Annotated in this window: 11 protein-coding genes, 1 tRNA gene and 1 riboswitch; of the genes, 8 read left to right on the top strand and 4 right to left on the bottom strand. The window is 58.0% G+C overall.

Annotation, left to right across the window (positions count from 1 at the left end; all coding sequences use genetic code 11):
• Positions 1-211: 211 nt before the first annotated feature.
• Both H2O65_RS08900 and H2O65_RS08895 read right to left on the bottom strand, forming a co-directional pair.
• Positions 212-925, bottom strand: a complete 714-nt coding sequence (locus H2O65_RS08900; protein WP_182141357.1) for a PspA/IM30 family protein — start codon at positions 923-925, stop codon at positions 212-214.
• 89 nt (positions 926-1,014) lie between these two features.
• Positions 1,015-3,132 (bottom strand): TPM domain-containing protein, encoded by a 2,118-nt coding sequence (locus tag H2O65_RS08895; protein ID WP_182141356.1) that lies wholly within the window; start codon positions 3,130-3,132, stop codon positions 1,015-1,017.
• 239 nt (positions 3,133-3,371) lie between these two features.
• Between H2O65_RS08895 and H2O65_RS08890 the strand changes: the two genes are divergently transcribed.
• The 4 genes from H2O65_RS08890 to H2O65_RS08875 all read left to right on the top strand — a co-directional run bounded on the left by H2O65_RS08890 (position 3,372) and on the right by H2O65_RS08875 (position 7,684).
• Positions 3,372-3,746: a cold-shock protein gene (locus tag H2O65_RS08890; RefSeq protein ID WP_182142750.1), complete on the top strand. Its 375-nt coding sequence runs from the start codon at positions 3,372-3,374 to the stop codon at positions 3,744-3,746.
• Positions 3,739-4,623, top strand: a complete 885-nt coding sequence (locus H2O65_RS08885) for a DUF3027 domain-containing protein (RefSeq protein ID WP_259349508.1) — start codon at positions 3,739-3,741, stop codon at positions 4,621-4,623. The genes H2O65_RS08890 and H2O65_RS08885 overlap by 8 nt, the downstream gene beginning before the upstream one ends.
• A 105-nt stretch (positions 4,624-4,728) precedes the next feature.
• Positions 4,729-6,243: an NCS2 family permease gene (locus H2O65_RS08880; protein ID WP_182142748.1), complete on the top strand. Its 1,515-nt coding sequence runs from the start codon at positions 4,729-4,731 to the stop codon at positions 6,241-6,243.
• Positions 6,244-6,274: 31 nt separating this feature from the next.
• Positions 6,275-7,684, top strand: a complete 1,410-nt coding sequence (locus tag H2O65_RS08875; protein ID WP_182141355.1) for an MFS transporter — start codon at positions 6,275-6,277, stop codon at positions 7,682-7,684.
• Here the strand turns inward: H2O65_RS08875 and serC are convergent.
• The gene (gene serC / locus H2O65_RS08870) at positions 7,674-8,804 is read right to left on the bottom strand and encodes a phosphoserine transaminase (RefSeq protein ID WP_182141354.1); all 1,131 of its coding nucleotides are present in this window, start codon (positions 8,802-8,804) and stop codon (positions 7,674-7,676) included. The genes H2O65_RS08875 and serC overlap by 11 nt on opposite strands.
• A gap of 134 nt (positions 8,805-8,938) precedes the next feature.
• On the opposite strand from serC, the gene H2O65_RS08865 reads away from it, so the two are divergent.
• From H2O65_RS08865 to H2O65_RS08850, 4 genes are all read left to right on the top strand, one after another.
• Complete coding sequence (locus tag H2O65_RS08865) at positions 8,939-9,622, top strand: metal-dependent transcriptional regulator (RefSeq protein ID WP_398397296.1); 684 nt, start codon at positions 8,939-8,941, stop codon at positions 9,620-9,622.
• Positions 9,623-9,706: 84 nt separating this feature from the next.
• Positions 9,707-9,870: riboswitch (cyclic di-AMP (ydaO/yuaA leader) on the top strand.
• A gap of 2 nt (positions 9,871-9,872) precedes the next feature.
• On the top strand, positions 9,873-10,616 hold the full coding sequence (locus H2O65_RS08860; protein ID WP_182141352.1) for a C40 family peptidase: 744 nt from the start codon (positions 9,873-9,875) through the stop codon (positions 10,614-10,616).
• 211 nt (positions 10,617-10,827) lie between these two features.
• A complete protein-coding gene (locus H2O65_RS08855) occupies positions 10,828-11,754 on the top strand; it encodes a universal stress protein (protein ID WP_182141351.1) in 927 nt (308 codons plus the stop codon).
• Between the two features lie 83 nt (positions 11,755-11,837).
• Positions 11,838-11,910 (top strand) — tRNA-Arg (locus tag H2O65_RS08850).
• Positions 11,911-12,150: 240 nt separating this feature from the next.
• On the opposite strand, the gene H2O65_RS08845 is transcribed toward H2O65_RS08850, so the two are convergent.
• On the bottom strand, positions 12,151-12,567 hold the full coding sequence (locus H2O65_RS08845; protein ID WP_220458741.1) for a D-alanyl-D-alanine carboxypeptidase family protein: 417 nt from the start codon (positions 12,565-12,567) through the stop codon (positions 12,151-12,153).
• Positions 12,568-12,582 lie beyond the last annotated feature (15 nt).

Below are 12,582 nucleotides of genomic sequence, written 5' to 3'. Positions count from 1 at the left end.
AAACACCGGATCGGCCCCGATTGGCCCCGTTTGGCCGGGTATTACGGAGCCACCTAGGGCGTAGCGAGCCGACTACGCCCAGCGCGCCCGGAAATCACACTGTTATGCAAGCCTGGTCGGCTCGCTATGGCGTAACCAGCTCCCTAACGCCAACTGAGGTGGGTGGAGGGGCGACACCTGGGAAACAGGTGCCGCCCCTCCACTGTCTCTCCTACTTGTTCTTGAGGGCTGCCAGCCTCGCCTCGATTTCAACCGCGGAGGAGTCGGTCTCAAGCTCCGCGAACTGACTCTCCAGTGAGGAGGATGCCAGCTCCTGTTGGCCCATAACCTGGGCTTCCGAACGCCGAACCTTCTCTTCATACCGCGAGAGCTCCGAGGTGGGATCCATGACGTTGATCGAACCCATGGCATCGGCAACTTTTGCCTGTGCCTCTGCGGTCTTCTGTCGCGCAACCAGTTGATCGCGGCGAACCTTCAGATCAGCGAGGCGCTCCTTCATCTGGTTCAACCCAGCCTTGAGCTGTTCAACCGTCTGGTTCTGCTGTGCGATTGCCGGTTCCATTGCCTTGGCTTGATCTTCGAAAGAGATCTGCTTACCAATTGCAACCTTGGCTAGGTTGTCCCACTTATCGGCCTCGGCGGCATTGCCGATATTGCGGGCCTCATCCGCCTTGTTCGAGGCCGCCAGTGCTTTGGAACCCCAGTCGGCAGCGGCAGCCCTATCAGTTGCTAGATCCTGCTCCTGAAGTCGCAGGTTGCCGATGGTTTGGGCTATAGCCTTCTCGGCTTCTGCAATCTCATTGGTGTAGTCGCGAATCAGCTGGTCGATCATCTTCTGCGGGTCTTCCGCTTTATCGATCAGGGCGTTAACATTCGCCTTGAGTAGTTGTGACATGCGGCCAAAAACCGATTGCTTCTGTGCCATGTTCTCTCTCTTTCCTTGGTGTTTAGCGAGCTTGTCTCGCAGGTACTAGATTGCTTGCTGATCCATGCGATCCGGATGTGGCTGAGCAGTTAGAACTTTCCGCGACTCCCGCCGCCACTACTTCCACGGAACCCGCCACCGCTGCTCCCTCGGAAGCCGCCACCGCTGCTGCGTCCGCCACCCCCAAACCCACCGCTACTGCGTCCGCCGCCGAAGCTTCCGCCGCTGCGGCCCCTTTGGTTGGAGTATCCAGGTGATCCCCAAGAACCCCTGTTGTTCCTGGAATTGTTACTCATGCTGGAACCTAGAATCATTCCCCACAGGAGGGAATTGTTGCCGGAGGAGCGGTGGTTCACAGGCTGGCGTTGGCTGTACTGCAGGGAGGAAAGCGCATTCTGAGCGGAGGCGAGTGCAGCGTTTGAAGCGCTTATTGACGCCGCTGGATCACTTTGTTGCAGAGCCCGGGCCTGTGCCAACTGTGCTTGCGCATTAGATACGGCTGACCGGGCCTGCAAATCCCCTGAGCTTCGGTTTGCGGCAAGTGTGGATTCAGCTTGTGAAACCATGGCCTGCGCCGCGGTGATTCTCTCAGCGGCGAGGGCGGTGTTCCGCTGTCTCTGGTCGTGTTCAGAACGCAACGATGCGAGTGCCGCATCAAGCGCATCCTCGGCGCTTCGCAGTTGCTGAAGTGCTGCTACGGGGTCTCCCATTCCATTTCGCGCTGCCTGCCCAGCTCGGATCGCGTTCTGTGCATCATCGACAAGCGGAGAAAAGTTTGCCTGGTTAGCGGCAAGCCTAGTGACATCATCCAGGTCCGATGTGATCGAGGCTATCGCGCTACCGAGCACCTGGTTCGACTCAGAGATAACCTTCTCTGCACCATTAACCGAGCTTATGGCAGCGAGCGCGGACTGGAGCTGGGAAGTGGCGCGATCGAGGGCATCCACCGCACCGGCCCGGTTTGTGTCCATCTGCTGCTGTGCTTCGTCGCAGTTCTGAAGGGCCGCTTGAATAAAGGCGGCGGCCTGCTTTGGCTGCGCCTCCAGTGACTGCAGCTGCGTTGCGGTGAACCGAAGGCGAAGATCATTGAGCTTCTGCTCCGAAACTTGAGCCTGCACGCCTGCTTCCTGAAGTCGTGCGCGTAGTTCGCCAAGCCGTGCTTCGGCATTTGTCTGCCGATCGCGGGATGCCTTCAATTCTTCTTGCGCCTCGTGAACGGGGGGCATCACCTGAGCAATGGTGGCTAGAATCTGACCGGCGATCTGGGACTTCTGTGCCAGGTTTGGTGCATCTTGGAGAGAGGGAAGCAGTTGGAAGGACTGGCTTATTGCCTTCTGCGCGGTCTGCACAGCACCGTCAAGTTTGTCCGCTTGGGTGTAGCCCAATTGAGCGCGCGCAAACTGCACTTCGTCCGCGGCAGCGCGTAGCGCCTCATCTGAAGCCAGTAGCTGCTGCTGGGCTAGGTCCACCTGGTGCTGTTGTTCCTGCGGGTTGGTGGGGAGAGACTTACCAGCAGCACCGAGCTTCGCCTTCTTCTTGCTCGACTTTGCGAGCACCACGACTACGGCCAGGATGATTGCCGCAACGGCAACGAAGAAGATGACTCCCGCAAACGAACCACCTGCGGAGCCTGAACCTCCCGAAGAGCCAGAACCAATTGCGCTGCCAATGCTCGCAACGAAGGCTGCGGAAGCCTGCGCAGCGTGCTCACCATCCATTGGGTCGGCCTCTGCCGCAATCGCCAATGCGTCGTCCCAGGCGCGGTCAATAGCACGGTCGCTGATCAGGCTGGAATCCTCAGAGATGTTGGTGCACCAAGACGAGTCGCGCTCCTCGAACGCCAGTGCGAATACCACGGAGTTCTCTGGCAACTGCGAGAGGTTTCCCGCTTGGGAGCACCAGTCAGTTGGATCGTAGCCAGAAAAGTCTGGGACGAGGACGACAAAGGTATCTATGCCTCGACCTGCAGTTAGAGAGATTTCGTTGCGGATGCTGCCAGCTTCGCTTGTTGTGAGGAAGCCCGTCGGGTCGGTGACAGGTTCGGTGAGGGGGACTGGCTCGGATGACGGTAGTGGGCCAGTTGCCGGGTGTGGGGTGGAGGCGGTTGCAACCAGAGGCACTGCGGTGATGAGAGCTGCGACAATTAGGGTCAGCAAGCCCATCCATTTGTGGCGTGCTTTGGGGAGGGTGGTGCTTGGTCTGAGCATCTGCACTTGGTTCGCCTGCCTATCCGAAGTTGGTGGGGCCCTTAGGAAATATGTGTCTTCTGTAAGCCCGATCACTCAATACTACCGAGTGTGCTTGACATCGCCTACACCGTCCTCGCAGCCGGATACCCTGGTTGTTATGCGGTCAGCCGACACTCTCAAAACTGTGGCCGTGACCAAGTAGAATAGAAGAACCCAGCATTTCGCTGCGGTTGTGAGTGGAGATGTGGGTGAGAGCAGTGCCTACCGGCAAAGTTAAATTTTATGACGCGGAACGCCAGTTTGGTTTCATTTCGGGTGACGATGGAGCGCGCGTCTACCTCCATTCTTCGGTTCTGCCCGATGGATACCCTGCACCGAAGCCCGGAACGCGTGTTGAGTACGGTGTTGCAGACGGCCGAAGAGGTCCCCAGGCAATCTCTGTGAAGATTCTTGAGCAACCATCACTTCTTCGCGCCCAGCGTCGCAAGCCGCAAGACATGGTCCCAGTCGTTGAGGATCTCATTAAGCTTCTTGATGGGTCATCAGATTCATTACGTCGAGGGCGTTACCCTGCGAATTCCCATCAGATCGCCAAGGTTCTTAAAGTCGTTGCGGAGGATTTCGATGCCTGATTCCACACCGAATGACAGTGACGACAGGGGTTCCGAAGCCCAGAGTCTCTTGACCGAGCAAGTGGTTGAGGATGCAGAGACAGGGACGCAAGATCCGGCGGTAGTGGACATGGCGGCCAGGGCCAAGCGCAACAGGGCATTTCGTAAGGACACGGTTCTAATGGACTCGGTGTCTGTTGCGAGGGAGGCGGCTCTGTCTGTCGCTCGTGAGTCCTCGCTGGGGGACCACGCTGGTGTGCGTATGGTCGGTGATCGCTTGGCAACTCACCGATTCGTATGCCTCGAGGCCGGGTACCCGGGATGGTTCTGGGAAGTTACGCTTGGACGTGCACCTCGGTCAAAAAAGGCAACGGTTTGCGAGATTGATTTGGCCCCCGGGCCAGATGTGGCGCTGGCTCCCCCGTGGATCCCGTGGCGAGACCGTTTGCAACCCGGTGACGTATCCAGAACGGATGTGCTGCCGTACGACGCAAATGACGGGCGCCTGCAGAATGGGTTCGAAGAGGTTGACTCTGACGAAATTGAGTTGGCTGGTTTGAATGAGATGGGGCACGGGCGCAAACGTGTTCTCTCGCAGCACGGCTTGGATTTGGCCGCGGACCGTTGGTACGACTCGCCTCAGGGGGCTGTTGCCGGAGTTAAGCCGGACGCTATGTGTGCTTCGTGTGGATTCCTGTTAAAGATGCAGGGAACTATGGGCACCCTCTTTGGCGTGTGTGGGAACGAGTGGTCACCAGATGATGGTCGGGTTGTGAGTTTCGACCACTCATGCGGCGCGCACTCCGAAACAGACCAGCCTCAGCAGCGCTCACAATGGCCACTGGTGACATCACGGATCAATGACGATGATGTTGAAATCGGAGAATTTTCGGCGTAACTCTGCGGATTTACAGCAACTTACTATCTGGAGTTTTCAAGCGAGCCTCATGACGCCTGAGAAAATGTGTTCCTCCATTTTACCAGGTTGTTCGTCGCCGCCCGAATGGCGGATGCGGTGCGAGATGGCGCAAAAATCGGGGTCACACTGTGGAGAGTGAACACAAAGGTAGCTGGCAACCAGCAGAAGCAGGCACAGAAAACACCAGACGATCAATCCGGATTCCTCAACAACTTCTTCCAACTGTCACAGCGAGGCTCAACTGTAAGTCGTGAGGTACGAGGTGGCTTGGTCACCTTTATCACGATGGCTTACATCCTGATCCTTAACCCCGCAATCCTCTCGGCGAACACTGAGGGAACAGATATTACGATTGCCGCGATCGCCACGGGCACGGCCCTGGTCGCCGGCATCCTCTCCATCCTCATGGGCATCTTCGCCAACTTCCCCCTCGCGATGGCTGCCGGAATGGGGCTCAACGCCCTCGTCGCTTTCAACCTCGGGCTTGGTTTGGGCCTGACCTACCAGGAGTCGATGGGACTGGTCTTCTGGGAGGGCGTGCTCATCCTCATCCTCGTTCTTACCGGCTTCCGTGAGGCAGTCTTCCGCGCGGTTCCCCGGCAGATGCGCAGCGCAATCTCCGTTGGCATCGGGCTTTTCATTGCGTTTGTTGGCCTGATCAATGCCGGTATTGTGCGCCCCGGTGGCACGCCGGTCCAGCTTGGCGTCGGCGGATCCCTCTCCGGGTGGCCCGCACTGATCTTCGTCATTGGGTTGATCACGATCGTGATTCTCCACGCGCGCAAGGTGAAGGGTGCGATTCTCCTGGGAATCACGTTCGCAACGGTAGTGGCGTTCATTGTCCAGGCAGTCGCCAAGGTGCCGGTTGTAAGCGACGAGGTCGCTGGCGGCTGGCAGTCAACTGTCCCGCAGCTCCAGGGCTCACCAATCCAGATGCCGTCGTTCGCGACCATCTTCCAGATCGACTTCTTCGGCGCATTTACAAAGCTCGGCATTCTCCCCGTAATCCTCCTGATCTTCTCCCTCATGCTGGCCGACTTCTTCGACACCATGGGCACAATGGTTGCTGTTGGCTCGGAAGGGGACCTTTTGGACGAGGACGGAATCCCGCTGAAGTCCCGTTCCATCCTGGTTGTTGATTCACTGGGTGCGATCTTCGGCGGTCTGGGCGGCGTTTCTTCAAATACCGCTTACGTTGAGTCAACTGCGGGTGTTGGCGAAGGTGCTCGGACGGGGCTGGCTTCAGTCGTTACGGGTTCCCTGTTCCTGGTCGCGATGTTCTTTGCGCCGCTTGCCGCCCTGGTTCCCGCAGAGGCTGCCTCGACCGCACTGGTGTTTGTCGGCTTCTTGATGATGTCTCAAGTCACGGACATCGATTGGACAGATGTTGAGTACGCAATTCCAGCGTTCTTGACGATTGCGCTGATGCCATTCGCCTACTCCATCACAGCGGGTATCGGTGCGGGCTTCATCTTCTATACAGTTATTCAAGTAGCCCGAGGCAAAGCAAAGTCCGTGCACGCTCTCATGTGGATTGTCTCCGCAATGTTCTTGCTCTACTTTGCACTGGGGCCAATTCAGACCGCGATCGGCGGTTAGTTCCCAACTTTTAGAGGAGGCGCCACTCTTCGTGAGTAAGACCTTTCAGTCCCTCGGCTTCTACAACTACAAGCTGTGGTTTACGGGCAACATTTTTGCTTCATCCGCCCAGTGGATGCAGCGTGTAGCTCAGGACTGGCTGGTACTGACCGTGCTCACGGAGGGGGGCGGCCTCGAACTAGGCATCGTCACGGCCCTGCAGTTTGCCCCGATCCTACTGTTCTCTGCGTGGGCGGGAGTGGTTGCTGACAGGCTTGACCGCCGCCACCTCCTGCAGATTACTCAGACGCTCACCGCCCTGAGTGGCTTGGTCTTGGGCATCCTAGTGCTATCCGGTTCCGCTGAGCTGTGGATGGTATACATCCTTGCGTTTGTCGGTGGGACAGCGGGAGCCTTTGACAACCCGGTGCGGCAGGCATTTGTTTCCGAGCTGGTCCCAGCCCGCATGCTCCCGAACGCGGTCGCTCTCAACTCGACTGCTTTCAACTCTGCGCGACTAATCGGTCCGGCTATTTCCGGCGTCGTCATCGACTGGGTTGGTCCGGGTTGGGTGTTCGTGATCAACGCAGGATTGTTCTTGGTGCCCGTCTTCACCTTGGCGCTGATGCGCAAAGATGAGTTGTCAACGCCCCCCAAGATCCCACGCGAAAAAGGCCAGTTGCGGGAAGGGATCAACTACGTCCGAGGACGTAAGGACATCATTCTCATTTTGGTGGTGATGGGGATGATCTCTTGCTTCGGCTTGAACTTCCAAATCACTTCGGCACTGATGGCGACGCAGGTCTATAACCTGCCGGCAGGTGGCTACGGTCTTATGAGCACGTTCCTTGCCATCGGAGCTGTATCTGGTTCTCTGGTTATTGCGCGCAATAACAACCCGCGGCTGCGTCTCATCGTGGGCGCGGGCCTCCTGTTTGGCACCTTCCTTGGCTTCTTGGCGCTGGCTCCGAGCTACATGTGGTTCCTGGTGATTGCTATCCCAACCGGTGCACTATCAATGACACTGATCGCCTCGGCGAACGCCGCGGTGCAGATTTCGACAGAACCCAAGTTCCGCGGACGAGTCATGGCTCTCTATTCCATGATCTTCCTAGGAACCACGCCCATTGGAGCCCCTATTGTTGGATGGATTGGTGAGGAATGGGGCGCTCGCTGGGCAATGGGGATTGGTTCAATCGTTTCAATTGTCACGGCTGTTTTCGCGGCGCTGTGGGGTTTCCTGGTGTGGAAGATCCGCCTGGAATGGGACGGTCGACATACCCCTCACCTGGTGATTCCCGGGGCCCCGAATGTGAAACTTGCGGTCGCCTCAGAAGGTGATGCGGTACTTGCTGCGGCCGGAGCTGACACTGGGCCGGTGACACTGCCTAAGACCGAGGCCGACGTCGACCTCGCCCAGCAGGTTCAGGAAGAAACCGAAGAGGAAGAACTCAAAGACTAAGTTGAGAGGTAGCCTGGTCGACCATCCAGTCCACACAGGCTAGGAGCGAACCGATGTCGGACGTTTCCACTGACGGAAATGACGCGATGCGCAGTTGGTTGCGCCCAAGCTTTCGGTAACCCTCAATATCGACGATGCCGACGTCTCGAAGAGTTCGCGCGAGGTCGTAGACATCAATTTCCGGGGCAAGATCAACCGTGGTTGTCACGGGTGAGCGCAACGCCGGGTCTGCGACAAACAGGGATGCGAATGGGCGCGTTTCTGCCCACTCGTGGATCAGGTTGGCGCCGGCGCGGGCCCGCTTCTCCATGGCAGATAAACCCCCATTGTCAAGCATCCACTTGATTTGTTCGTCGAAGAGGATGAGTGTTGCGATGGCTGGCGTGTTGAGCGTCTGGTCCACACGTGACGCCTTGACGGCCTCGTCGAGGTTCAGGATTGCTGGCACGAAGCGGTTTGTGTCTGCCACGAGCCGCTGTGCCCGCTCTAGCGCGTCGGGGGAGAGGACTGAAATCCACAAGCCGCCCTCGGACCCGAAACACTTTTGTGGCGAAAAGTAGTAGGCATCGACCAGGTCCCAGTCAACAACGGAGGCACCCGCGATCGAGGTCGCATCTACCAGCGTTAACGCGGGCGACGGGGCGCCGCGGTAGAGGGGAGACACCACGCCGGTTGAGGTTTCATTCTGGGTATACGCGTACGCATCAGCAGTGGCGGCATTGTCTTCAACTGTGGCGAGCTCACCCGGGGGTGCTTTGACCACATCGACACTGGCCCATGGCGCTGCAGAGATATCGTCAGCAAACTTAGCCCCAAACTCTCCGAACACGGCAGCCTTCGCCCTCGTCTCCACAAGGCAGGAGGTAGCGATGGCCCAGAACGCGGTCGCGCCACCATTTCCGAGGGCGATTTCGTAAGAAGGAGGTAGCGAAAACAGCTCTCGAAGGCCTTCTCGGATGGAGGCTACCCGCGACTTCACGGGAGACTGGCGGTGGGATGTTCCCAGTTCGCTCGCGTCGGCAAGTGCATCCATTTGAGCGGGACGGATTCGGGATGGTCCCACGCCAAACCTGCCATCGGATGGTAAGAGGTGGGATGGTGGTGGGGTCAGAATCGTCATGCGTCCTAGGTTAGTTAATCGGCGACTTCTTGGCTTGGCAACGACATAGCGCGGACGGCAGGTATCGTAACAGGTGAAGCTTCGCAACAGTTTGGGGGATGACGGTGTCGGCTGACTTGATTGATACAACAGAGATGTACCTGAAGACCATTTTCGAACTGGAAGAAGATGGAGTCGTGCCACTGCGGGCACGTATCGTTGAACGCTTAGGCCATTCCGGTCCAACAGTTTCGCAGACAGTTGCACGTATGGAGCGCGATGGTTTAGTGACGGTTCGAGAAGATCGCCACCTCGACCTGACGCCGACGGGACGTTCTCTTGCGCGTGACGTTATGCGCAAGCACAGACTCGCGGAGCGGCTGCTGGTGGACATCATAGGGATGGATTGGGCTACGGCCCATGAGGAAGCATGCCGTTGGGAACACGTCATGTCCACGGCTGTGGAAGGCTATCTTCCGCCTCTTCTGGGTGACCCAACGACGGATCCCTACGGCAACCCCGTTCCAGGCCTTGGCCGCCCCGTGCGCGGTGAAGAGAAAGTCGAGGACGTCGCAGCAAGGTCGGCTGAGCCGACCGAAGTGACTATCTCTCGGATCGGCGAGCCAATCCAAGCAGAGGTGGGCTTGCTTGAAGAGTTTGCAGAGATCGGTGTTCTTCCCGCGGCTCGGGTCACCGTTGTTCTTCGCGGTGGCGACGTTGTCGTCGCAAGAGTGCCCGAAACGGATGAGGAGCGCCGGTTTGAAGTGGGCTCACTACGCGTTCCTAAGGCTTTAGCCCCACATCTGTTTGTTCTAGCGGACGCAAACCCACTTCTGTGAGTTAGATTTCGTTACGTTAGCGTGACATTCGGTGTTTGTTGGCCTAATCTTCATAGAGGAACCTCGGACTTTCGGGAATCCCGCACCCATTGCAGCCTAGTCTGCGTCGCTTTGGGTGTTGATAGGACTAGACGCAGAGTGGGGGAACCACCACTGATCTGATGATCTTGGGGTGAGGTCCTCTTCGGAGGGCGGGACGACCGTTCCTAACCCGACAGCTAACCTCGCAGGCTTAAACGGGAGAGATGGATTGACAGTTAACTACAGTGCACCGCGTCACCGCAGTGTCTCAAAGACAACTACACCGCTCAGCAGCCTTACTGACACACTTACATCCAGCGGCTTCACCACGAAGCGCATTGCCGTTGCTTCCGCAACTGGGGTTGCGGTTACCGCAACAATTGCTGGTTCAGCATTTGCTGGAACACTTCCTTCGGCTGTCCCTTCTCAGCCCTCAGACGATTTCGTCTCCAACCTGTCTACCGTTGATTCTGCGACGCTTGTTTCTTTGGATATCGCGTGGGAACCCGGCGATGAGGTCGCGGCAACCGCGGCTGAGCCAGCTGTTGAAGAAGTGGTTGAAGAAGTTGCGACGGAGACCGCCAGTCGTGATTACGATCGTTCAGCTGCCAGTGCTGAATCCTCTAGCGTTGTCCCGCCTGCTCGCGCTGGCAGCGTGGTAGAGACCGCACTGCAGTACGTTGGCTACCCCTACGTTTACGGTGGTAGCAGTCCGAGTGGCTTTGATTGCTCCGGTTTCGTGCAGTACGTTTTTGCGCAGCACGGTATTGGTCTCCCTCGCACGTCTGGTGAGCAGGGTCGTGCAGGAACGCAGATTCCTGCTTCAGAAGCACAGCCGGGTGACTTGGTCGTGTGGGGTGAAAGCCACATTGCGATCTACATTGGCGACGGCATGATCGTTCATGCATCAACACCTGCAACCGGTGTGAAGGTTAGTTCCCTTTACGGTTCCTACTACTTCTCACGCGTTTAGTCGCAGACTTCAGAAGACCGTGCCGGACTTTGTCTGGCACGTTTTTCGTTAACTGGTGCGCCCCCCGGGCCCTAGTGGTGTGTGCCGGTGTGACGCGCCGCGAATGCAGGTTTTCTCCCGATTCGACTTTGTGACGCGAGACACTTGAGGCACAATGAAGTAGATGGTGCGCAGTGACACCAGAGGCGAGAGTTTTGGGGGCGAAACGATAATGGGACACATCCAAGAGTTAGTGGTTGGTGTCGATGGTTCAGACGAAGCGCTTGATGCGGTCAAGTGGGCCGGTGCTCGTGCTTCGGCCTCGGGAGCCCGATTGCGAATTGTTTGTGCTTACGCAATTGCCTCTTACAGCGCAGCCGCCCTCGACGGTGGATTGGCAGTATTAGATGACAATGCACTCCGCATCGGTGCGGAACGAGTTATTGAGGATGCTGCGGCGTCGATCAGGGATCTTGATGTCTCAGTGACCACCCAGGTTGAGGTGGGTGACCCGTCGAGTGTCCTAGTAGAGCTGTCCCACCATGCGGATCTTATTGTCTTGGGTTCGCGAGGTGGCGGTGGGTTCGCAGATCGTCTGCTTGGCTCTGTGTCGTCGTCAGTGCCAGCACACGCCAGATGCCCGGTGGTGGTGGTGCCCCCTCACCGTTCCGGAGCTCCCTTCGTTCCGATCCGCCGGATTGTTGTTGGTACGGATGGTTCTGACACAGCCTCAATGGCGCTCAAGAAGGCCGTTGATGAGGCCGTGATTTGGAACGCAGAACTGACAGTGGTTGCGGCGGTCCCCATCGCCACTGGTGGGGGAATGATGGGGTGGGTGCCCCCCGCAATGGACCGGCAAACACTGCTTGATGACATCACAACCAGCATGGATCGTGCTATCGCAGAGGCAGTTGGCGACCGCACCATTCGAGTTGCTCGGCACGCACTCGACGGCAGTGCGGCAGCCCTTCTCACCGAATTTTCAACCGCAGTGGACCTGGTAGTGGTCGGAACTCGAGGGCGGGGCGGGTTCGCAGGCATGCTTCTCGGATCTACATCACAGACCGTCCTTCATCATTCAACCTGCCCCGTAATGACGGTCCCATCGCGTCAGCGTGACCGTGAGCCCAATCCCTCCCAGTCGTGGCAGAGGCGCTAGCCACCTCATATAAATGACAGCGGTGGTTTGTGTCGGTGCGTCCGGATGTTAAGCTGGACAGTGCTTTCCGGGAAACCGGACGCGCCCTCGTAGCTCAGGGGATAGAGCACCACTCTCCTAAAGTGGGTGTCGGACGTTCGAATCGTCTCGGGGGCACTTCATAGGGCCGCTGATTCTCAACGTACAGCGTTCCCCTCTGAACGCTGGATCTTGGGTCAGTTCTGCAGGTTCGGGTCGTGAGTGGGGTCGAGGTACGGTTGCGGGCAGCCTTCGGAAAGAGAGTCCGGCCGGTACTCGTAGTGCCATGGTTCGTTCGCGTAGATCTGGCAGAGTCCAAAGCCAGAGCTTCGGTCTTGGAACCAGAGGTAGGCATCTAGGTCTCCGATGTCCACCGCGTCACCGGAGACATGCGCAGACGTTTCCGGGGGTGGCAACCCAGCGGGCGGCTTCTTCGAGTGACCCGTAATCCGAGACTGCTTCTGTCAACAGCTGTTCCTGGAGCGCGGGAGCCCGCCACCCACTGTTGATGAAGATTTCCACTCCCTCCTCACGTGCTGCGCGTGTCGCCTGTTCTAGGGCATTCCGTAGGTCGGGAGAAAGCCCGCTGATACCGGGGAGGCTCTCATCGAACACTGTTGCGTGGGTAGGGAGGACGCCCATCTCCCGATCGTCAACTTCACGTGTCTGCACCGTGGACCCCACAAGACTGCCAAATGTCGCCTGGGGGGCTTGGCATGATACGAGGACGATTGCGGCGAGCGAGAGGGTCGCACACCCGGCAGTGAAGCGGAAGAGTCTGTTCTTGGTCGACATCCTGTATTGAGCATT

Origin of the sequence: Schaalia sp. JY-X169 (assembly GCF_014069575.1) — a bacterium.
Lineage (GTDB): Bacteria > Actinomycetota > Actinomycetes > Actinomycetales > Actinomycetaceae > Scrofimicrobium.
This window is presented reverse-complemented; position numbering and strand designations above follow the sequence as displayed.

Coding starts and splice junctions, on each gene's coding strand:
- H2O65_RS08900 (WP_182141357.1), bottom strand. CDS start 925: ATGGCACAGAAGCAATCGGTTTTTGGCCGCATGTCACAACTACTCAAG.
- H2O65_RS08895 (WP_182141356.1), bottom strand. CDS start 3,132: ATGCTCAGACCAAGCACCACCCTCCCCAAAGCACGCCACAAATGGATG.
- H2O65_RS08880 (WP_182142748.1), top strand. CDS start 4,729: ATGGCGGATGCGGTGCGAGATGGCGCAAAAATCGGGGTCACACTGTGG.
- H2O65_RS08865 (WP_398397296.1), top strand. CDS start 8,939: ATGTACCTGAAGACCATTTTCGAACTGGAAGAAGATGGAGTCGTGCCA.
- H2O65_RS08885 (WP_259349508.1), top strand. CDS start 3,739: ATGCCTGATTCCACACCGAATGACAGTGACGACAGGGGTTCCGAAGCC.
- H2O65_RS08845 (WP_220458741.1), bottom strand. CDS start 12,567: ATGTCGACCAAGAACAGACTCTTCCGCTTCACTGCCGGGTGTGCGACC.
- H2O65_RS08855 (WP_182141351.1), top strand. CDS start 10,828: ATGGGACACATCCAAGAGTTAGTGGTTGGTGTCGATGGTTCAGACGAA.
- serC (WP_182141354.1), bottom strand. CDS start 8,804: ATGACGATTCTGACCCCACCACCATCCCACCTCTTACCATCCGATGGC.